At 68.4% G+C, this 20803-nt stretch carries 15 protein-coding genes and 1 pseudogene; 6 read left to right on the forward strand and 10 right to left on the reverse strand.

What is annotated here, in order from left to right:
• Positions 1-64 precede the first annotated feature (64 nt).
• From LH19_RS11840 to LH19_RS11860, 6 genes and pseudogenes are all read left to right on the forward strand, one after another.
• A complete protein-coding gene (locus LH19_RS11840; RefSeq protein ID WP_054728143.1) occupies positions 65-1534 on the forward strand; it encodes a serine hydrolase domain-containing protein in 1470 nt (489 codons plus the stop codon).
• Positions 1518-2615 (forward strand): dipeptidase, encoded by a 1098-nt coding sequence (locus LH19_RS11845; protein WP_054728145.1) that lies wholly within the window; start codon positions 1518-1520, stop codon positions 2613-2615. Before LH19_RS11840 ends, LH19_RS11845 begins: the two co-directional genes overlap by 17 nt.
• 3 nt (positions 2616-2618) lie before the next feature.
• Positions 2619-3914, forward strand: a complete 1296-nt coding sequence (locus LH19_RS11850) for an MFS transporter (protein WP_054728147.1) — start codon at positions 2619-2621, stop codon at positions 3912-3914.
• Positions 3911-4300: pseudogene (locus tag LH19_RS29870) on the forward strand (hypothetical protein); the annotation flags it as partial. The gene LH19_RS11850 and the pseudogene LH19_RS29870, both read left to right, overlap by 4 nt.
• 103 nt (positions 4301-4403) lie before the next feature.
• Positions 4404-4802, forward strand: a complete 399-nt coding sequence (locus LH19_RS29200) for a TSUP family transporter (RefSeq protein WP_201258432.1) — start codon at positions 4404-4406, stop codon at positions 4800-4802.
• Positions 4803-4836: 34 nt separating this feature from the next.
• A complete protein-coding gene (locus LH19_RS11860) occupies positions 4837-6252 on the forward strand; it encodes an aldehyde dehydrogenase family protein (protein ID WP_054728149.1) in 1416 nt (471 codons plus the stop codon).
• A gap of 227 nt (positions 6253-6479) precedes the next feature.
• Here LH19_RS11860 and LH19_RS11865 read toward each other — a convergent pair whose 3' ends face one another.
• From LH19_RS11865 to LH19_RS11910, 10 genes are read right to left on the reverse strand one after another with little or no spacing between them, the layout of a single operon-like run.
• Positions 6480-10022: a DUF6519 domain-containing protein gene (locus tag LH19_RS11865; RefSeq protein ID WP_054728151.1), complete on the reverse strand. Its 3543-nt coding sequence runs from the start codon at positions 10020-10022 to the stop codon at positions 6480-6482.
• On the reverse strand, positions 10019-12424 hold the full coding sequence (locus tag LH19_RS11870; RefSeq protein ID WP_054728153.1) for a hypothetical protein: 2406 nt from the start codon (positions 12422-12424) through the stop codon (positions 10019-10021). The genes LH19_RS11865 and LH19_RS11870 overlap by 4 nt, the downstream gene beginning before the upstream one ends.
• Positions 12421-15015, reverse strand: coding sequence for a baseplate J/gp47 family protein (locus tag LH19_RS11875; protein WP_054728155.1), 2595 nt, complete (start codon positions 15013-15015; stop codon positions 12421-12423). Before LH19_RS11875 ends, LH19_RS11870 begins: the two co-directional genes overlap by 4 nt.
• Positions 15012-17492 (reverse strand): baseplate J/gp47 family protein, encoded by a 2481-nt coding sequence (locus LH19_RS11880; protein WP_054728157.1) that lies wholly within the window; start codon positions 17490-17492, stop codon positions 15012-15014. Before LH19_RS11880 ends, LH19_RS11875 begins: the two co-directional genes overlap by 4 nt.
• Positions 17489-17863 (reverse strand): GPW/gp25 family protein, encoded by a 375-nt coding sequence (locus tag LH19_RS11885; protein ID WP_054728159.1) that lies wholly within the window; start codon positions 17861-17863, stop codon positions 17489-17491. The genes LH19_RS11880 and LH19_RS11885 overlap by 4 nt, the downstream gene beginning before the upstream one ends.
• Entirely contained in the window at positions 17860-18195 is a 336-nt protein-coding gene (locus LH19_RS11890) for a hypothetical protein (RefSeq protein WP_054728161.1), read from the reverse strand. The genes LH19_RS11885 and LH19_RS11890 overlap by 4 nt, the downstream gene beginning before the upstream one ends.
• 14 nt (positions 18196-18209) lie before the next feature.
• Positions 18210-18725, reverse strand: coding sequence for a phage baseplate assembly protein V (locus LH19_RS11895; protein WP_054728163.1), 516 nt, complete (start codon positions 18723-18725; stop codon positions 18210-18212).
• Positions 18722-19840, reverse strand: a complete 1119-nt coding sequence (locus LH19_RS11900) for a hypothetical protein (RefSeq protein ID WP_054728164.1) — start codon at positions 19838-19840, stop codon at positions 18722-18724. The genes LH19_RS11895 and LH19_RS11900 overlap by 4 nt, the downstream gene beginning before the upstream one ends.
• Positions 19827-20147 (reverse strand): hypothetical protein, encoded by a 321-nt coding sequence (locus tag LH19_RS11905; RefSeq protein WP_054728166.1) that lies wholly within the window; start codon positions 20145-20147, stop codon positions 19827-19829. The genes LH19_RS11900 and LH19_RS11905 overlap by 14 nt, the downstream gene beginning before the upstream one ends.
• Positions 20144-20800 (reverse strand): hypothetical protein, encoded by a 657-nt coding sequence (locus LH19_RS11910; protein WP_054728168.1) that lies wholly within the window; start codon positions 20798-20800, stop codon positions 20144-20146. The genes LH19_RS11905 and LH19_RS11910 overlap by 4 nt, the downstream gene beginning before the upstream one ends.
• Positions 20801-20803: the final 3 nt, after the last annotated feature.

Here is a 20803-nt window from a genome sequence, read left to right on the forward strand (position 1 = left end):
CAGCGCCGGGAAAACCGGTCAAACAGGAAGGCGCGCGCGGCGCGGCTCGGGTGGGAGAAGGCAGATGTCGACTCGGCGGGAATTTCTGAAAACGGGCGCCGCGCTGGTCGCGGCGGGCGGCATCACGGCGGCTCCCGACACGGCGGCCGCGATGCCCGCGCATTCCGATACGACGCACTCCCCCGATTTTGCGGAAGCGCTGCGCGCCGCGGTCGATGCGCATCGCATCACCGGCGCCTCCTTTGCCTATTGGGACGGCAGCACGCTGCACAGCGCCGTGGCCGGGCTCCGCAACAGCGTCGCCGGCGATCCGGTCACCCCCGACACGCTGATGCACGTCGGTTCGATCACCAAGGTCGCCAATGCGACACTGGTGATGCAGCTCGTCGACGACGGGCTGATCGGCCTCGACGATCCGGTCCTCAAGCATATCCCCGAACTGCGCACCCGAGACATGGATGCGCTCGGCCGCGTGACGTGCAAGATGCTGATCAATCATACCAGCGGCATCGACGGCGAATGGCTGCCCGAATATGGCCCCGATCAGGAACGCATCGTCGACACGATCGAGCGCTGCGCCGGTCTCGGCCAGTTGTTCGCGCCGGGGACCGAGACCTCGTACAACAATGTCGCGACGGTGATCGCCGGTTATCTGTCGCAGAAGCTGCGCGGGGAGAGCTGGTACACGCTCGTCAGGAAACGCATCTACGAACCGCTTGGCATGGCGCATGCGCTGGTCGATCCGCTGGATGTCCCGCGCTTCCGGACCAGCATCGGCGACCTCACCGATTACACGACCGGCAAGATGTTCCAGACCAAGCGGCCCTTCCTGGCGCCCAGCTTTGCGCCCGCCGGCGCGACGCAGATGACCACTTCGACCGACCTCGTCGATTTCGCCCGCGCGCTGATCGGCGGCGGGGTCGGCACCAACGGCACGCGCATCCTGTCGGAGGCATCGGCCCGGGCGATGACCACCAAGACGAGCGAATATGTCGCCATGGGCGCCGAATCGCACGGCTATGGCCTCGGCTGGAGCCTCCAGCCCGGCGGCCTCGTCAGCCATGGCGGCGGCGGTCCCGGCGTGCGGTCGATGCTCGTCGCGCATCCGGCGACCGGCCGCGTGGCGGCGCTGCTGACCAATTGCGACCGCGGCGACGCCCTGATGGACGCCTTTCTCGACCCGATCACGCGCGGCTGGACAGGCCTTCAGCCCCCTGCCCCACCCCGACCCAGCAGCAAGCGCATCGACCCGGCGCGCTATGCCGGAACTTACGAAAACAACGCCGACCGCTATGTGATCGCTGCCGAGGCCGGCGCGCTCACGCTGCGGACCTATGACAAGATCGGCACCTACGACAATTCGGACATGGAAAAGCCCGCGCTCAAACTGGTATCGCTGGGCGACGACCTGTTCGAACGGCCCTCGCCCTTTGCGGGGGTCAAGCCCGGGCTGCTCCGCTTCGTGAAGCCGGGAGCGGACGGCAAGGCCCGCTTCCTCGCGGACGGAGGGCGGCTCCTTGCCCGCGTCGGCTGATCCCGGCCGCCGCGCCGTCCTGAGCGGCGCGCTCGCGGCGGGAGCGGCGCTCGGTATCCCCGGCGGCGCGTTCGCCAAGGCAAAGCCGGCGGGGCAGCGGATCGTCGTCAACGGACTCGATCCCTCGGCACGCTCGCCCGAATTTCTCGCGATGCTTCGCAAGGGCGGCGTCGATTGCTGGCACCAGAGCGTCGGCGACGATTTCGCGTCCTTCGCCAGCCTGTTCCGCTTCTTCGACGACTACAAGGCCGAGATCGGCCAAGCGCGCAGCGTGCGCGACATCCGGCGCCTCAAGAGCGAAGGGCGCCTCTCGCATATTGCGGGCTGGCAGTCGGCGGGCGGGCTGATCGTGGGCGGCGAGCCCCAGCTCGGCAATCTGCGTGCTTACCGGGAGGTTGGCCTGCGCATCTGCGGCATATCCTACAATCTTGCCGACCCGTTCGGCGGCGGCTGCCTCGAACCCGACGCCGGGCTGACCCGCGCCGGCCACCGGCTGGTCGAGGCGATCCACAAGGAAAATCTCGTCCTCGACATCGCCGGGCACACGAACGAGAAGACCTCCTTCGCGGCGCTCGCCATCTCGTCAGGGGTTCCCGTCATCTGCAGCCACACCAATGTGCGCGCCCTCAACGACAATCCGCGCTGCACCACCGACGCGATGTTCGAGGCGATCGCCAGGACCGGCGGCGTGGTCGGCGTCACCGCGTTCAGCGACTTCCATGTCCGCAAGGCCAGCGATGCGAAGCTCGTCCGTTCGCCGCAGGCAAGCCTCGACCGGCATCTCGACCAATATGATTATCTGAAACGGCTGATCGGTGTCGATCACATCGGCCTCGGTCCCGATTTCCTCGAAGGCCGCAACAATGACGTCGGGCCGCTGACCCCGGCCGACGTGATCCTGATGGCGGCCGAAGCCTATACGCAGGAATTGCCGTGGGATTATGTGAAGGGCTTCGAAAATATCGGTGAATTGCCGAATGTCGTGGCGGGGCTCGCGCAGCGCGGGTGGACCGACGACGAACTGCGCAAGCTGACCGGCGACAACTGGCTGCGCGTCTACGAAGCGGTGTGGGGAGAATAGGCTATGGGCGCGGAGGGGACAGCGCCGGCTGCGGCGTCGAAGAAGCAGGTCGCCGGGGTGTGCCTCGGCAACGCGATCGAATTCTATGATTTCGTCACCTACGCCTATTTCGCGGCGCAGATCGGGCGGACCTTCTTTCCGACCGACACGCCCGGGCTCAGCCTGCTTGCGTCGCTCGCGACCTTCGGCGTCGGCTTTCTGACCCGGCCGCTCGGCGCGATCCTGCTCGGACGCTTCGCCGACCGGGTCGGCCGCAAGCCGGCGATGCTGGTCTCCTTCGGGCTGATGGGCTTCGCGTCGCTCGCGCTGCCACTCATTCCGTCCTACGCCGCGATCGGTGTCGCCGCGCCGGTGATGGTGGTGCTCTGCCGCCTGATCCAGGGCTTTGCGGTCGGCGGCGAGGTCGGCGCCGCCACGGCCTTTCTGATGGAAGCGGCCCCGGCGAACCGGCGCGGCCTCTACACCTCGCTGCAGGCGATGAGCGCCGATCTCTCGGCCCTGACCGCGGGCACGATCGGACTGCTTCTTTCGACCCTGATGAGCGACGCGATGCTCGACGCATGGGGCTGGCGCATCGCGCTGCTGCTCGGCGCGGCAATCATCCCGATCGGCCTCGTCCTGCGCCGCACCCTCGTCGAAACGCTTCATCCCGAAGCTGCGGCCGAGCCGGTGGAAATCGCCGTCAGCTATCGCCGTATCGCGATTGCAGGTGTTTGCCTTGTCGCCGCAGCGACGACAACCAACTATCTGCTCAAATATATGACGACCTATGCCAGCGCGACGCTGGGCATGACGACCCAGTTCGCCTTCGGCGCGACGGTGGTGGTCGGTCTCTGCGGCGCGATCTGCGCGCCGCTCGCCGGATCGCTATCGGATCGCATCGGGCGCAAGCCGGTGATGCTGGTGCCGTGGATCGCGCTCGCCCTTGCCGTCTTCCCCTGTTTCGAGCTTCTCGAACAGCAACGGACGGCAACTGCGCTCTATGCCGCTTGCGCGATCCTCGCGATCTGTTCGACCTTCGCTTCGTCGGTCTTCTTCGTCGTGATCGCGGAATCGTTGCCGCAGCGGGTGCGCTCGGGCGCGCTCGGCCTGATCTATGCCCTCGCGGTTTCGGTTTTCGGCGGATCGGCGCAATTCACCGTCGCTTGGCTGACCCAGTTGACCGGTAGCCCGATGACCCCCGCCTGGTATATGATCGGCGGCGTGGTCGTCGGCCTGATCGCGATGTACAGCATTCCCGAAACCGCGCCGGTCAAACGCGCGGCGCGCCTCCCGCATGGCAAGGAGCCGGTCGCATGAGCCTGTCGATCACCCATCTGATCCTTGCCGCGCTGGCCATTGCCGCCCTGTGGTTCGCCCTCCGCTGGTGGCAGCTCGAACGGCGCGTGGCCGATGCGCCGCCTGCCGGGCGCCGGCCCGGCCCGGTCGATATCGCGATCGGTTTCGTCGCCAATTTCTTCGACACGCTGGGAGTCGGCTCCTTCGCTTCGACCACCGCCGCCTTCAAGCTGACGGGCCGGGTCGCCGACGAGAAAATACCCGGCACGCTCAACGTCGGCCATGCGCTGCCGACGATCACGCAGGCACTGATCTTCATCGCGATCGTCTCGGTCGAGCCGGCGACGCTCGTCGGCATGATCGTCGCCGCGGTGGCAGGCGCCTGGCTGGGCGTCGGCTTCGTCGCACGCCTGCCGCGGCGCGCGATCCAGATCGGCATGGGGATCGCCCTGCTCTGCGCCTCGGCGCTGTTCCTCGTCACCCTGCTCGGCCTGATGCCCGGCGGCGGGGTTGCCGAGGGGGCTCCACGGCGGCAAGCTGGCCTTTGCCATCGGTGCCAGTTTCGTGCTCGGGGCGCTGATGATGCTCGGCGTCGGCCTTTATGCGCCATGCCTGATCCTCGTCAGCCTGCTCGGCATGAACCCGCTGGTCGCCTTTCCGATCATGATGGGGTCCTGCGCCTTTCTGATGCCGGTGGGCGGGGCACGCTTCGTCGCGAGCGGACGCTACAGCCTGCGCGCGGCGCTGGGGCTGGCGATCGGCGGCATACCCGCTGTCCTGATCGCCGCCTATCTCGTCAAGTCGCTGCCGCTCGACTGGCTGCGCTGGCTGGTCATCGTCGTCGCGACCTATGCGGCGATCAGCATGCTGTGGTCGGCACGCCGCGATGCGGCACCCGACGCCGCTTAACCTCACCTCACAAAATCGAAGCAGGAGGGCCGCGATGCGCGACCATGGGACATTCTATATCGACGGCGCCTGGGTGGCGTCCGCCGAACCGCGGTCGATCGACGTCATCGATCCCGCCACCGAACAGGTCGCGGGCCGTGTCGCCGAAGCCGGCGCCGCCGATGTCGACCGTGCCGTCGCGGCGGCAAGGCGCGCCTTCGCGACCTGGAGCGTCACGACCCGCGCAGAACGGCTGGCGCTGCTGACCCGAATCGTCGAGGAATATCGGCGGCGCGAGGCCGATATCGCGGCGGCGATCACCCTCGAAATGGGCGCCCCCGCCGCGCTGGCTGCGGGCGGACAGACGAAAAGCGGGCTGTCGCATTTCGAGGCCGCGATCACGGTGCTCGCCGATTATGTCTTTGAGGAACAGCGCGGTACGACCCGCATCCGCAAGGAAGCGATCGGGGTCTGCGGGCTGATCACGCCGTGGAACTGGCCGATGAACCAGGTCGCGTGCAAGGTCGCGCCGGCGCTTGCCACGGGTTGCACGATCGTCCTCAAGCCGTCGGAGGTCGCCCCCTTCTCCGCCGTCGTCTTCGCCGAGATTCTCGATGCCGCAGGCGTCCCGCCGGGCGTCTTCAATCTGATCAACGGCGCCGCGGACACCGGCGCCGCCCTCGCTTCGCATCGCGACGTCGATATGGTGTCCTTCACCGGATCGACGCGCGGCGGGGTCGCGGTCGCCATCGCCGCGGCCCCTACCGTCAAGCGCGTCGCGCAGGAACTTGGCGGTAAATCGCCGATCATTCTCTTCCCCGGTGCCGACTTCCCAAAGGCCATCGCTGCGGGGATCCGCCATGTAATGAACAATTCGGGTCAGTCGTGCAACGCGCCGACCCGCATGCTGATCCCCGCAGGGCGTATGGACGAGGCCGTCGCGCTCGCCCGCGAAGAAACCGCGAAGGTGACCATCGGCAGCCCCGCCAGCGACGCCGTCATCGGCCCCGTCGTCTCGCAATTGCAGTGGCAGCGCATCCAGCAGTTGATCGAAAAGGGCATCGCCGAGGGCGCAACGCTGGTCGCGGGAGGCCCCGGCAAACCCGATGGTCTGGAGACCGGCTATTATGTCCGTCCGACCGTTTTCGCCGACGTCACCTCCGACATGACGATCGCGCGCGAAGAAATCTTCGGGCCGGTGCTGTCGATCATCGGTTATGACGACAGCGACGATGCGGTGCGTATCGCCAACGACACCGATTATGGCCTCGCGGCCTATCTGTGGGGCGGCGACGGCGACGACCTGCCCGGCATCGCCGCGCGCATCCGCGCCGGACGGATTTCGATCAACGGATCGGCCGGCGACATTCTCGCACCGTTCGGCGGCTACAAGATGAGCGGCAATGGTCGCGAGTGGGGCGAGTTCGGCTTCGACGAATTCGTCGAACTTAAAGCGGTGCTCGGCGGGTAGATCAGGCTGGAGGGGGACTGTGGGGGGCGGCTCTTAACCTAACCCCCACGTCGCTAAATGACTCGAACCAAGCCGGCCACCGATCCGGACCCGAACTAAACGCACGCGCCGGATGGCCATGAATAGCGCCGCTGCCGCATTCTTAGCATATTGCCCCTGCTCCGCCTAAGAAAATCGCGCCCCGGCAGCGCCGGATCGAGCCGATTCCGCGACCATCGGAAGCCTGCTCAACCCGGCACATTGTCACGCTCACGCGTCGGCGGATCGGCGTGGACGGCGTTGTAGGACACGACCCCGCGGACGAGGTTTTCGGCGACCAGCCACAGATAGTCATCGAACAGCTTATCGGGGATCGATTCGATGCTGTGGATGCGGATTCCAATCCGCGCAGCCTCGATCCGGTTCTGCGCGACGATCAGGAAATGCCCCAGATAGCCGTGCACGCGGATGCCGAACGGATAGAGAGTGTCGGGCGCATCATCGGCGCGGCGGAGCAGGTTGCGCTCGATGCGCAGCGTCTCGACATTGCCCGCAAACAGCCCCGACGAGGTCTTGTGGACCGCCGAGGGTGGTCGCAGATAAATGGCATTGCCGTTGATCCGCACATTTTGCGCGGTCCGTGTCTCGTCGTCTTCGTGACTGACCCCGACATGGACGCCCTGCAGAAAGCCCTCGACCCGATTGTCGTCGACGATCACCTCGCCCAGCGTGCCGCCACCGCAAGTGATCGCCTGCCGTGCGGCCGCAGCGCGCGGCATCGCATTCTCCTCATACCAGCGCGCGATATTGCGATGACGCGCGCGCAGCCGGTTGTCGGTCGCCATGACATAGGCGACCGCCATCAGCCGCGTCTCGAACTCGGCGACGTCGTCGGGGTCGCTGTTCAGCGTATAGACGGTATCGTCGGCGAAAAGCGCCTGCCAGTCGGCCAGCGCGACAGGCGTCTCCAGGTTGATCGCGACATTGCCGTAAATCAGCCGGTCGCCCTCGACCTTCAGCGGTCCGGCCGCGGCGCGCGGCCGGCGTCCGGGCCGCGGCCGTTCGGCCACCTTCGCACCCACCGAAACCCCGCCCGGCAGCAACGCGCCGAGCAGCGCATCCTCGCGCGCCGCTTCAGACAGCGACACCGACCGCTTGCGGCTGAGCGCGGTAAAGCGGCGCAGCGTCGGCGTCGCGCTCGATTCATGGTCGCCCGCCCGCCGCGCGAGGCTTTCGACATGCGCGCTGATCGCCGCCGGGGTCGTGCCGCCGGTCAGGGGATTATTGGTCAGCAACGTGTCCCATTCGGCCTGCGGCAGCGACGAGACGAACTCGGCCTGGAAATCGCCGAACAGGAGGATGCGTCGATCATCGTCGACGATCCTGAGGTCGCGGTCGGCCGAGCGCACGTTGCGGACCAGTGCATGCGCGACGGCTTTCGCCCAAGCCTTGCTGTGGATCAGGCGATTGTCATTCAGCTTGCTGCCGCGTCCGGCCGCGACCATCTCGTTCTGCGCAATGACCGTGCTGATGCAATCGGTGACCAATATGCCGTCCTGCAGATACCCGGTGATCAGCCGGTTGCGCAGCACGCGCACCAGCCGGGCGGGGTTTTCGGGGTTGCCCGCAACGGTCAGGCAGGTGCGGCCGGTCGCCACGTCGCCGCCGCAGCGCAGCGTCATGTCACTGACATCGACGATCGGGCTGTTGCGGATCGTGATCGTGCCCTTGCGATGGCGCTCGTGATCGCGGATTTCCTCATACGCTTCCAGGTCGCCCTTCGGCGGCGTCGGCGCATGCGGCGTGTCGAGCGTCTCGACGCGCAGATTGTGCAGCGTCACGCTGGCAAAGCCGTCGAAGGTCAGCGCAGCCTCACCCTTGCGCGCGATGATCCGCGTCCCGTCGCCGCCGCCCGACATGCGGACATGGCCCTTACCGTTCAGTTCGACGAACAGCGAAGTCGAAAAGGTACCGCGCTGGAAACAAATCGCGACATCCCTGCTGTAGTCGATAAAGCGCAGCGTCTCGACCCAGTCGCTCCCCTCCTCGATCACGAAAGTCGAACAACCGCCATGCGCGCCGTCGGCATGAAAGCGCGCCGAAAAGACAATAGGCGGCGTGCCGGGATTCGGGCCGCCGACGAGGCTCGCACGGACCTGATGAATGTCGTCGGGCGCATCGGGGTCGATCGACCAGCTCAGTTCGGCGAGACCATCGGCGGTAGACTGCTCGAAATCGATCGAACGCGGCCCGGTGCCGTCGTCGAGCGCCCCGCGGTTGGCCGCCGGGCCAAGGAACTCCCATTTGACGCGCGCGCCGTTGACGGGCGTCTCGCCGCGCATCACCGCGACGCGCAGCTTTGCGGGGAGGGGCACCAGGCCCGTCGCATTGGCCAGCGGCACGCTCTGCCCGTCGCCGCCGCGATAGAGCAGCGCGCGGTCCGTCAGCGTCGCGAGCGGGATGCGGCAGTCCTCGACCGTTCCCGCCTTGACGATGCCGAGCGGCGCGTAGCGGGTCAGCGGCCCGTGCGGTGTCTGCGCGACGGTGGCAAGGGCGCCGGTGTCCCATGCAATCGACCCGTCGGCGCGCACCGCGCAGGTCCAGTAATCGCCGCGCCGGAACTTTGCGCCGGCGCCGCCGGTCAACTGGATCGTCAGCCCGTCGCCAATCTCGATGACCGCCGAATCGGTTCCGCCCGAAGCGAAAGCCGCCATCGCGGTGCCGACCATCGCGCCATTTGCGCCGGCCGGGATTGCGTCCCACAGGCGCAGGAACCATTTCTTTTCGGCATTGGCGACGATCCCGGTCAGCGCGACGTCGCCCGGCGTCGGCTCGACCAGCGTCACGCTGTCGTCGGTGACCGACGCGATCTGGAACAGGCGCTCGGGCAGCGGCGTCGGCACGACGGCGAGGTCGTCGTGGATCGACACAATCTCCGCCCACGCCCCAGGCGCAAACCAGTTACGCGGGTCGAGCGACGGCGGCGACACCTCGATCCGCGCGCCGTTCACCGCCTTTACCGCGGCCATCAGGCTGGCGTTACGCCGCGACAGTTTGAGCCGCAGGCCGGCAATGCCGAAGCGCGGGCCATCGGCGGTCTGCTGGACCGCGGTGCCGCCATGCACCTCGACGCGATAGAGAAGATTCTCCAGCCGCGTATAGCCGCCGCCCGGGGTCAGCGAGCAGGGATCGGTCGACCCGCCCCCGGTCTTCTTGATAAAGGCCAACTTGCCCGAAGAAGGCGCGACCATGTCGGTCCACGCCGTGTCGGACATCAATGTCGAACAGGTCGCGTTGACCACTGCCGGGGTCAGCGGAAACACGTGCCAGTCGTTGACCGACCGGCCCGACGCCTGCGCATCGCCCAGCGCCGCATCGGCCAGATTGCTGTCCTCCACGGGATCGACGTGCCGGACGAGCGCCTTCAGCACCATCGCCGCCGAAGTCGGCAGCGTCCCGGTGAAGGGGTGCGGCTGCGCGGCCAGCGTGCACGCCACCGGATTTTCGAGCCGCCAGCCGTCCAGATAGGCATCGCCCGCGCCGATCAGCGGCGCCGCCGGCGACCCCGCCAGACTTATTCCGAACGCGCCCGTCCCCGCCGGGACCACCAGCCGCCCCGGCGACCCCATGATGTCGCGCGCCTCATGTTCGACCCGCGCGAGCAGCGTTTCGGCCTGCCCGTTGATGTCGGTATCGAGCAATACCTGTCCCTGCCGCGCCACGACGGCGCGCAATTCGCGGGCGTCGCGCTGCGGAATGCGCAGTCTCGTTGCGTCGCTGCGTATCGTCATGGCCGGTTCCTTCGCATGCTGACCGCGCTGGAGCGCGTGTCGTCGATCAGTCCGGCTTCGTTGCCGAACGGGAGATAGTCGTCGAAAAGGCTGCGCACATTACCCATCCGCAGTGTCGCGGCGGCGCGCGAGAAGGCGCCCATTTCGCTGTCGCCCTCGCCGCCGCGCGCGATCGCGTCACCCGTCATCGGGTGCAGCATCGCCAGCGTTGGTTCCGAAAGCGCGGTGTCGAGCAGCGTCGGCTGGACGCCCAGCCGTACCGTCGCCTTTTCGGCATCGGTCAGCCCCGCGCTCTTACGTTCGGCCGCCGCCGCAAGCGCTAGATCGGGCTGGCAGCGAAAGCGGCGCGGCAAGGAACTGTCGTCGGCGATCCAGCTATACCGGACACATCCCGCCTGCGTCCGCTGCGCCGTCACCGGGCCCATGAACAGGCAATTGGTCGCTTCGATCGATTTGACCGCGGCCGATCCGATCAAGGTCATGTTGCGCCAGTCGGCATCGACCCCGTCGGCGTCGATCGTCAGGCCCGCCAGACCGTCCGCCGCGACGATGGTATCGCGGATGACCAGCCCGCCGCCTTCGCTGCCGTCGAGCTTCACCGGGCCGGTGATGCTGTCGGCGATTTCGACCCGCCCGCCCGCAAGCGGTCCGGTCGAAGCGAGCGCGGTCGCGCCCGGCGCCCGCAGCGTGCAATGGCGCACAGCAAGGTCGGCGACCGCGCTGTCCTCGAGCGCCAGTCCCGCGGTCAGGATCAGCCCGTCGAGCACCAACCGCCCTCCGCCCGCCGCCTGTGCCTCGGCCTTCAGCGGCGCATCGATTGCGAACTGCCGCGCTTGCCGCACCAGATAGCCCAGCCGCGCGGTGTCGACCGCAATGTCGGGACGAACCTGCGGGCTCACCCAGCGCGCTGCGACGATATGGAGTTCGCTGCCCGCCACCAGCCTCGCGGTCAGCCCCGCGCCGCCCTCGCGCCCGCAGGTCCTCAGCACGATAAAGCCGCGCTTGCCGCTCCGGTCCTGGCTGTTCCACGCCGCGAGCGCGTCGGCCAGCGTCGCCGCGATCTGCACGCCTGCGGGTGGCGGATCGTCCGACGCACCGACCAGCCAGACGACAATGCTGCCCTGCGGGCTGTCGATCAGTTCGAAAGGCACGTCGGCGGCGTTGCGGTCGTGCGGTCCCGCCCCCGTTTCGCGCCCGATGCCCGCGGCATGGGCGATCCGCACCGCCTCGACTGCCACGCCATCGGCGACGATCAACCGTCCGGTGACCGGATCGAAGCCGCAGTCTATCGGGCTCGTCCCATTGTGCTGCACCGGCGCCGTCGGTCCGTTGGTGTACCAGCGATGCGCCCGCGTCGCCGCGGTGCGGACCGTCGGGTCGGCGGGTGGCGCATCGAGGTTCGCGATCAATATCCGTTCGGGTGGCACGCGCGTATAGCGCATCGTGCCCGACACGGTGCGCCCGAGATAGATAGCGAAGGGCCGCGAGAGCCCATCGAACCACGGCGAGTCATCGAGCCGCGCCGGACGCCCTTCGAGCGCGCTTTCGCGCAGTTCCTCGGTCTCCAGATGCAGCGGCAACCGCTTAAGGCGATCGGCAAGATCGCTCTCGACCACCCGTCCCTCGGCATCCTGCGAGCGGCGATCGGGGTTGAACAGGCGCAGCACTTCGCCCTCCACCGGGGCAAGCTGATAATAGCCCGCGCGCACCTGCCCGCCGATCCGCCACGGCCGCGCCGGCGGCACTCCGGCGAGGTCGGCCTCGCTGAACGGCCCCACTCCGGTCGGCCCCGCAAATTCGGGCGCGACGGGCCGCAACAGGTGGACGCCGACGTTCGGCACATGATGGCGCCCGCCCGCGCGCGCGATCGAACGGACATCGACCAACCGCGCCAGCCGGTCGAACGCGGTCGCCGTCGCCGCCGCCGTTCCGCCCGCGACCGGCGCCGCCAGCGCGGGGCGCTCGGGACGGATATCGGCCATATGCGCCAGCCGCGCGAGCCGCGCATAATATTCGACCGCCGCGGCGCCGAAGCCGCCGGCGTCGCTCGCCAGTGCCTCCAATACCCGCGCCGTGCCCTTGCCGCGGCGGTAGCGCAGCGTGTTGGCGATATAGGCGCGCATGCTTTGCCCCGTACCCTCCGGCAACGGCTGCAGCGGTTCGGCGGCGATCAGCGCGGCCAGATCGGCGAGCATCGCCTCGGGCGCGGTCTCGGCGAACATCCCGTCGTAGAGCGTGTCGATTTCGGCATCGACCTCAGCGAACCCGCCCGCGAGTATCTGCAGCAACGCGAGCAGCGGATAGCCTTCGGCGGCATCGGCGGCGCGGATATGCGCGGGCAGCAAGTCGAACAGCCGGTCGCGTTGGGCTTCGATCCGCGCGCTGGTGACGATCGCGGTCATGGCGCCAGCTCCTCGAACGCGACATCTTCGGCGCGCACCGCGAGCAGGCCCGCACGCTGGACATCTCCTGTCGCCTGATCGACCGACGGCGCCGGACAGAGCAGCCGCCCCTCGCTTTCGGCGGGTTGCCCGCTGCCGAGCGTGAACAGGCGGAGCTGCGCCGCGATCACGCCCTCGACCGCCTGCGCCTCGGCCAGTATCTCGCTGCGGTGCAGCCCGCGCGCGAACGGCCGCCGCGCCGCCCCGAAACGGTCGGCGAGACGGGCGCGCACGGCCACCTCGACATCGGCGCGGACAAGATCGGGATCGACTGCCAGCGCGAGGCGGATCGACGGGTGCAGCAGGTCGAATCCCTCGATCCGGACCTGCCGGCCCGGCACGGCGACGCGTTTCAGTTCGGCATCGAGTCCGGTCACGATGTCCGACCCCGCCGACGGCGGCAGCAGGTCGCTGGTCGCGATGGTCAGGCACACGAAGGAACGCATGCCGAGATAGAGTTCGGTTGCCAGTGCCTTGCCGACGCCGCGATAGCTCGCCGCGAAAGCTTCATGGTCCGACAGGCTGACGACGCGGTCGAGCGTGCGCACCGATTGCGGCGCCGCGCGGCGCAAGGCATCGATATCCTCGGGCTCGCTGCCGCCTTCGGCGCGCACCGGATTATCGATGGCGCCGATTCCGGGCACCGGCACCATCGCCATCGTCAGCCGTCCGGCGCCGAGATTGCCCGCTTTCCCTGCCCCGGTGCGATAGAGAGCGGTGACATTGTGCAGCCCGGTCGGCAGCCGTCCCGCGAACTGAAGCGTCGCCGCCCCTTCGCCGTCGAGGCGCAGCGTATAGACACGCTCGTCCTCGCCGCGATCGGCCAGCGTCGGCACGTCGCGATACGCCCGCCCCGCGACCCGCGTCTCGATCGCGGGAGCATAGCCGCGCGGCGTCGCCGCGGGAACGTGGCTGAGCGGCTTCGCCTTCAACGCAAAGCGCTGGTTCCGCTTCGCCGCGTCGCCCGAACCGATGATCTCGGCGCCGTGTACGGGCGTCTCGCCGTGCGACGCCCCGATGCTGTTGCCGAGCACGCGCAAGGTGGTCGAGCGGAAGCGCGCGGTCACCGGGCGTTCGAAACGCAGTGTCGTGCGCTTGTTCGCGACGGTCGCCCCGGCGACCGTCGCCACTTCGCTGATCCGCTCGCCGTCGCCGCCCCATTTCTCCCCGGTCAGCACGACCCGTCGCCCCGGCGGCAAGTCCGCAACCCCGGCAAGTTCGAGCGTGTCGCCCGGATCGGGCAATTCCCGATCGACCGGCGGACAATAGAGTTTGAGCGACTCGGTCTCGATCGCAATCGCCAGCGAACGGACGAGATGGGCGAGTCCGGAATCCTTGCCGGGGTCGAGTTCGACCTTGTCGAGCGTGATCTGGCTGATCTTCGCCGACAACAGGAAATCGGCTCGGGCGCGTTCCTCGACATGCTCGATCAACGCCATTGTCTCGCGCGGCGTGTCGCCGTCGATCATCACATATTCGGGCGGCGTCAGCAGGCACACCCGCCCCATGACCGCGGCCGGATACACGGCATCGAGATCGATCTTGCGGCACTCCTCGCTCTTCTTCGCCGCGAAATCGCCCGCGGTGCCGACCAGGAAATTCGCCCATTCGGTGACCAGATCGGGCTGGCATCGCTTCCCCCAATCCTCGGCGGATACGCTGTCCGGCCGCGCCCCGAACGCGCATTTGATCTCGTCGGTCATGGCGCGAATGTCGGGAGCCGTAGCGCCGAAGGGCGATGCCGGCTGGGCCAGCAGGATGACGCGCCCGGCACCGGCCTGCGCGGCGTCGCCGCTGCCTTCGATCGTCCGCCGCTGCGCGAGGCGAAAGCGCGTGAAGGGCGCGCCGTCGACCGCGGGATCCGATATCCGTTCGACGCTGCGGATGCGTCCGACGCGCCATTGCCGGGGGTCGCCGGCATCGTCGGTCAGCGGCGCCGCGATCAGGTCGCCGACTTTCGCCGCGGTCGCAACGCCTTCGACGCACAGCACCCGCGTGTCGGTCGCCACCGGCTCGGTCGGGCCGTGCGGACGCAGCGCATTCCAAGCGGCCCGCGCCGTGAATTCGGCGTCGGTCTCGAATATCTGCGGCAGTTCGTCCTGCCCCGGCACCGACGCGATCTTGCTGCCCTTCGCGATCCGCACCGCCTCCGGTGCGCCCGGAGTCGTGTCGACGGTGAAGGCCAGCGTCGTCGTCGCCGACAGCGCGGGGCGCGGCACATAGCCGATCAGCCCCGCCAGCCGGACGAGCGCATCGCGGTCGGCGCCCGCGAGGATCGAGCCGTCGGCGGCGAGCCGCGCGCCATACCATGAGAGGATATGCAGGCTCGCCGCCTGCGCATCGATCAGCGCGATCGCCGGATCGTCCGCCGCGCGCGTTGTCAAGCCGGCGAGCGGCCGCACCGCGTCGATCCGCGCGCCCGCGATGCTGCGCAGCATCCGGTCGCGGATCGCGGCGTGGCGGAAGTGGAAGGCGTCGCCGACGGGCGCGCGCGGCACCGCGCCTTCGCCGCCGCAGCTTGCGCAGGTGCCGCAACCGCAGGGAGTGCTCATCGGCCGCCTCCCATCACCAGCCCGAGCCGGCCCTGTTCGGGGAAACTCGCATCGTCGGAAAGCTGGAGCACTTCGAGCGCTCCAGGGCGGATCACCCCTGCCGCCAGTTCGCCGTCGGCAAGCCGGCCGAAGCGCTGGAATTTGCGCGGCGTCACGCTCTCGACCCCGTCGACCGCCATCGCTGCGGCAACGAGCTGCGAGAGATAGAGCGGCGCCCCGAAATCGAAATGGTCGGGATGGAAGAATCCCGGCCGGTCGGCGCCGCCGGGCCGCAGCGCCGCGCGCACGCCCGCCGCGACGCTGCTGCGCAGCGCATGCGGCGCGGCACAGACCATCAATTCGATGTCGAGCGGCACCAGCCGGGCCGCGCGCACCGCGATGTCGAAACCGATCAGCCGGTAATCTTCCATGTGACGCAGCAAATCGCGCGTGAATGCAGCATCGACCGCCGCCCCGCCATTGCGGTCGATATAGAGCAGGATCGTCTGCCAGGCGCCGGTCCACATCGGCACCGCGACGGCGTCGGCGACCTCATGATGCGTCCGCGCCCGCGCAGCGTAGTCCTCAGCGACGACCGCGCGCTCCTGCCGGCGAAAGGCGACGGGGGCGTGGATACGGATGTCGGCGACGCTTTCGGGATCGGCGCCGCCCTGCGCCCCCAGCGGATTGCTCACCGAAATGCGGCGCTTCGCGATCGAATCCTTCAGCACGACATGGCCGATCGCGCCCGCACCGACATTTGCCCTACGGCCGGATCCGAACCGGCCGCCGACGCTGAAGCGCGTCCCGACCGTGGGTGCCAGCCCGTTGATGTCGTCGCCGAAGCGCAGCGTCACGCGCCCGTCGATCGCTTCCTCGACCACGAAGTCGCGCGAATAGCGGCTGCTTTCCAACAAATCGGGCCGCGCCGCCCAGCCCGCGAAATCATCGTCGAGCCACAGCGCCGCATGGCACTCGGCAGGATCGACGTGCGCCAGCGCCGCCGCCGGGCCGGCCGCATCGACCCCGCCGAGGTCGATGTGCTGCACGCGCGCGACATCGCCGCGGTCGAGGATCGGCCGCCACGTCCCGTCGTCGAAGGGTGCCGGCGGCGACAGGCGCGGGCGGACCGCATCGGTCTCGGCCGGGGTCAGTGCAAGGTGCGCGGCGGGCGGCATCGAGGCGCCATGATCCGCGAGCATGATATTGCCCGCCGCTTCCGCGCACAGCGTGGCCGGGGCTGCGTCGCCATCGACCTTGGCCTGGATGACGAGGTCGAAGGGCAAGGCATCGGCTTGGTCCCACTCCACCGTCACCAGCTTGAGCCCGGGTTGCAGAACGTCGGCCACCGGCGTGACACGCGTCAGCCGGACCACATGCCGGTGCGCGAGGTCGGCATCCTCGGCCTTGCCGTTTTCGGGGGAGTGCGTCTCCGCAAGCAGCAGGAAATCGCCCGCCGCCAGCGCCCCGCCGGCAGGGCTGGCGTCGACCAGCGTTGCGGCCAGCGCGCCGCGCGGCAGGCGGCATTCGTCGGCCGCCCAGCTGTGAAAAGCGATGCTGCCCTGCCAGTCCCACAGGCGCAGCGCGCCGACGGTCTCGAACACCGTCGCGATGCCTTTCAACCGCCGCGCATAGTCCGACGCCGCGATCACCGGGTCCGCTCCCTCTTCGCGCAGCAGCAATGGCGTCGCGGCGGGCAGCAGCATGCCCTCGGCGGCGGCATCCTCGACGCGGAAGCGCGCGAACAGCCGCGCGCTCGCGCCCTCGCCGACCGGGTAATCGACCAGTCGCGCATGGCGGGCGATCGAAGTGCGGCTGCGCGCGGTCGACAGGAATGCCTCGGTCCCGACCCAGTCGAGCTTGTAGCTCAGTTGATCGGCGCGATAGGCCAGCGCCTCGACCAAGGTGGTGGTGAGATCGACCGGATTGTCGCCGCCGAACCCCGGCACCAGCGCCGCGATGCGATCGAGCATCAGCCGGCGAAACCCCTGATAGTCCCTGACCCGATAGTCGAAGACCGGATCGGCGGCCAGCGCCTCGGCCTCTTCCTCGCAATCGGGCGCGCAGTCATAATCGCTCGCGCAGCCGATCTTGAACGAGAAATCGACCGCCGCCAGCCGCGCATCGACAAAAGCCGGCGGCGCACCGTCGTCGTCTCCGCGGACGATCGCCAGCCGATAGGCAGAGAAATCGGTGAGCTGCCCTGCCGCGACTTCCAGCGTGTAGAGGCGCGGTTCGGCGCCCTGCGGCAGCAGTTCGAAATCGGCCGGCGCCGGATAGCGCACGCCGCCCGCCAGGCGGAAATTTTCTGTCGTCAACGCCGGTGCGGCGCCCGGCAGCGGGTTGACGAGCATCACGTCGATGAAGGTCGGGAGCAGCGTGGTCTCGCCCGCCCGGATCTCGATATAATCGATGCCGGTGAAGCTCGCATTGGCGGGCGGCTGCGACAGCAAGGTGCGGCGCCGGTCATCGCAGCAAATGTAGCGGTCGGCGCTCATGTCAGTTCCTTGCGGATGTCGAGCCGGTCGACCGTGCGCGTCGAACGCACCTCATAGGTCACTTCGATATCGAGCACCGCCTCGGCGCCGTCGAAATGAACCGCCAGTTCGTGCAGTTCGAGCATGTCGCCAAGCCACTGGTTGATCGTCGCCTGCAACGCCGCCTCCAGCGCCATCGCCGCGACGCCTTCGCCCGCGCCGAACAGGAGTTGGCGGACGGCGCTGCCGAGATCAGGCCGCATCACCCGCTCGCCCGCCATCGTCAGGATCAGCAGTTCCAGCATCTGGCGCACATGCGGCGCGCTGCCATAGGCAACGGCGGCGCTCCGCCCGTCGATCGCCGGAGCGAAGGGAAAGGCCAGCCGGCTCATGTCGCGATCACCCGCGTCTGCGACCCGGTGATGATCGGCGGACCGCCCGGAATCTGCTCTGCGCTCTGGCACATCGCCACGCACGGATTGATCAGCAGCGGCTGGCCGTTCGCCGTCACCCGCGTCGCACCGACGATCCAGCGCGTCGTGACGCATGGCTGCGGCTTGTTCGTGGGCACCGTAAAGGCGCAGCCGGCAACGAGCCCCTGATCGGTCAGCACCGCGGCTGGCATGCCCGACACCTGCACGCGCGGGCTCGCCGCGACGATGTTCAGCGTCCCCCCGTGGGGGCAGGTGGCGGAAGCGCCCGTGTGCAGGACCGGTCCCGGCATGTCTCCCCTTCCCTTCAGGTTATCGTCAGTGCGCCGCCGTTGATGACGACCGACGGGCCGCTCATCGCGATCGACGCGCCCTGTCCGTTCGAAATGATGATGCCGCTGGCGCCGATGCTGATCATCGCGCCGGCGATCGTCTGGATCTTCACCTGCTGCGCCGGATTGTCCGACAACGTGACCGTCGTTCCCGTCGTGGTCTGCAAATGGATATTCGGGGTGACGGGCGTCGCCCCGACCAGCGCCGCCATCGGGAACCCCGCCGGATCGGGCCAGAAACCGCCGGTCCAGATCGGAAAATCCGGGTCGCCGGCCTCGAATTCGACCCACACCATCGATCCGATCGCAGGCAGCGCGACCACCGCCGACGAACCCTTGCCGGCAAACGGCAGGCAGGGCAGCGCCCAGGTCGAGGGGAAGAGGCCGTAGCGGTCGCCGAGCTGAACCTGGATGCGCCCCTGGTTCTGGGCGTCCAGATTGTTGAGCACCGTCGCGCGATACTTTCCGAAATAGCGGGGCCCGGCGGTCATAGCGGCACCGCCGGGACATTGCTGATCAGGCCGTCGCGTGACATCTGGAACGATTGCTTCCAGCTGCCCCGGCCCAGCGTGTGGGTCACCGACCGGACATAATAAAGGCCGTCATGCGCCAGCCCCGCCCCGCGCACCCCGACGATGCTGCGTGCGTCGAGCGGCTTGCCGTAACGCGCAAGGTCGAAGCTGCCGCTCGCGGTCACCGGGTCGGTCGCCGCGCGCTTTGCGAGCAGCAGCGACATCACTTTCGGCATCTCGTGCCGCTCGGTATCGATCAGCTTCGTCTTGGTCGGGATCAGCGGCCGCGCCGCAAGCGGCGGCGCGAGCAGCGAGATGTTCGGGACCGGTACCGGGATCGAGAAACCCCCGGCCTTGATGAAGCCATAGGGCAGCACCGCCGCCGATCCGTCGGCACTGAACGACAGGCTTTCGATATTGCTCGCATGATCCATGTCGACCGTCATCGCCGGCTGCGGCAGGCCGAGCCGTACCTGCGGTCCCCAATAGGCGGTGTTGGTTCCCGGCGCGGGGCCGGGGGTCACATAGAATTCATGCCCCGCCTCCTCGGCCATCTTGACCAGATAGGCGTAATCGGTGCCCTGCTGGTGCGGATAGGCCTTGGTCGGCAGCGAGATCGAGGTGAAGATTTCGGGGATCGGCATCGGGATCACCCCGAACATCGCATATTTGGCAATCAGCGCCGCGACGCGCGCCACGGTCGGCATCCCCGGAAAGGGGAAGCCGGTGAAATCGATCACGTCCATATAGCCGGAGACATCCTCGCCGGTGATCGTCAGCCGGTTCTCCCCCGGCGATGAAGAGGCGACGACGTCCTGCCGTTTGATCGGCCCGTCGGCGAGCACCTTGGGCATCCCGTTCAGCGTCGCCACGAGGATGACGCGGATCATCGGGTCGAAAAAGCCCGCGGGCAGCAGCGTCTTCGCGATCTGCGAGGTCTTCGAATAGGTGAAGCTGATCTGGAACCCCGACCGCTGACCGACCGCCTGCGTCACCTGCGCGCTTTCCAGCGCATCGATCACCGCCACCGGCACCGGCGCGACGGCGATCGGCCCCATCAGGAGCGTCAACTGGACTCCCTTAAGCGTCGCCATCGTCGGCAATCTCCAGCGGCAGGGGGATGACGACCAGCCGCCCGGCGGGGGTCGTCGCGGTGGCGGGGTCGGCGTCGCCGTTCGCGTCGCAGATCCGCCAGTATAGTTCGGGGTCGCCGAACGCCTCGGCGGCGACCGTATCGATGCGCTCGTCTCCCGCGCTGCGATGGTGGGTCAGCGCCCGATAGCGCGAGCGTGCGGGGATGATCCGCCGGCCGACGAACTCGGTCTTCGTCCCGTCGGCGTTCTGCGTGCTACGCATCGGTACCGCGTAATAGCGGCTGTTCGGTGGATAGATGTCGGTCATGGGACCCCCGTCAGGCCCAGCGCCTGCATGTTCGGCGGCCGCCGTTTCGCCATCTTGTCGCGCCGCCGCGCCGCGACCATGAACAGCTCGGCGCCCTTGCTGCCGAACGCGAGATCGTCGATCGACAGCGCCCGCATTCCCAGCGACACGCGCGCGCGGATCGGGTTGAGCTGCGTGTCGAAGGCCTCCTCGACGATGCTGAATTCGGTGATCCGCACCGGGACCAGCCGGTTGCGGCCGAGCGCCAGCAGCACCAGCGGCGACGGCAGCGGCAGCACCTCGAGCGTACCGCTCCGCGCCAGGCCGTCGGCGGCGGCGATATCGTCGGGCGACGGCGAGATGATCGCCTCCAGTTCGGCAAGGTCGGCGGCGATGCCGTTCGCGACCGTGTCGGCATTCGATCCGGGCTTTTCCAGCCGGTCGGTCGCGTCGATCTCGATCTCGATCTTGATCGTCTCGATTGGTGGACCGACGAGCCGCAGTCCTTCCAGCCGGTCCCCGGCGTCGATCTTTGCGCCGCGCGGGGTCAGCGTCCGCGACAGGCCATCGGGATTATATTGGAAGGCGACAGTGCGCAGCACCGCCTTGCCGTCGGCATCCATCAGCACGAAGCCGCCCTTCAGCGTCCGCGGCGATCCCGGAAAACTGGTCATCGC

This window comes from Sphingopyxis macrogoltabida (genome assembly GCF_001314325.1).
Taxonomy (GTDB): Bacteria; Pseudomonadota; Alphaproteobacteria; order Sphingomonadales; family Sphingomonadaceae; genus Sphingopyxis; species Sphingopyxis macrogoltabida.

Excerpts from the sequence above, each read along its gene's own strand:
- LH19_RS11840 (WP_054728143.1), top strand. The coding sequence starts at position 65 with ATGTCGACTCGGCGGGAATTTCTGAAAACGGGCGCCGCGCTGGTCGCG.
- LH19_RS11880 (WP_054728157.1), bottom strand. The coding sequence starts at position 17,492 with ATGAGCGCCGACCGCTACATTTGCTGCGATGACCGGCGCCGCACCTTG.
- LH19_RS11865 (WP_054728151.1), bottom strand. The coding sequence starts at position 10,022 with ATGACGATACGCAGCGACGCAACGAGACTGCGCATTCCGCAGCGCGAC.
- LH19_RS11900 (WP_054728164.1), bottom strand. The coding sequence starts at position 19,840 with ATGGCGACGCTTAAGGGAGTCCAGTTGACGCTCCTGATGGGGCCGATC.
- LH19_RS11850 (WP_054728147.1), top strand. The coding sequence starts at position 2,619 with ATGGGCGCGGAGGGGACAGCGCCGGCTGCGGCGTCGAAGAAGCAGGTC.
- LH19_RS11885 (WP_054728159.1), bottom strand. The coding sequence starts at position 17,863 with ATGAGCCGGCTGGCCTTTCCCTTCGCTCCGGCGATCGACGGGCGGAGC.
- LH19_RS11870 (WP_054728153.1), bottom strand. The coding sequence starts at position 12,424 with ATGACCGCGATCGTCACCAGCGCGCGGATCGAAGCCCAACGCGACCGG.
- LH19_RS11910 (WP_054728168.1), bottom strand. The coding sequence starts at position 20,800 with ATGACCAGTTTTCCGGGATCGCCGCGGACGCTGAAGGGCGGCTTCGTG.
- LH19_RS11905 (WP_054728166.1), bottom strand. The coding sequence starts at position 20,147 with ATGACCGACATCTATCCACCGAACAGCCGCTATTACGCGGTACCGATG.
- LH19_RS11860 (WP_054728149.1), top strand. The coding sequence starts at position 4,837 with ATGCGCGACCATGGGACATTCTATATCGACGGCGCCTGGGTGGCGTCC.
- LH19_RS11890 (WP_054728161.1), bottom strand. The coding sequence starts at position 18,195 with ATGCCGGGACCGGTCCTGCACACGGGCGCTTCCGCCACCTGCCCCCAC.
- LH19_RS11895 (WP_054728163.1), bottom strand. The coding sequence starts at position 18,725 with ATGACCGCCGGGCCCCGCTATTTCGGAAAGTATCGCGCGACGGTGCTC.
- LH19_RS11875 (WP_054728155.1), bottom strand. The coding sequence starts at position 15,015 with ATGAGCACTCCCTGCGGTTGCGGCACCTGCGCAAGCTGCGGCGGCGAA.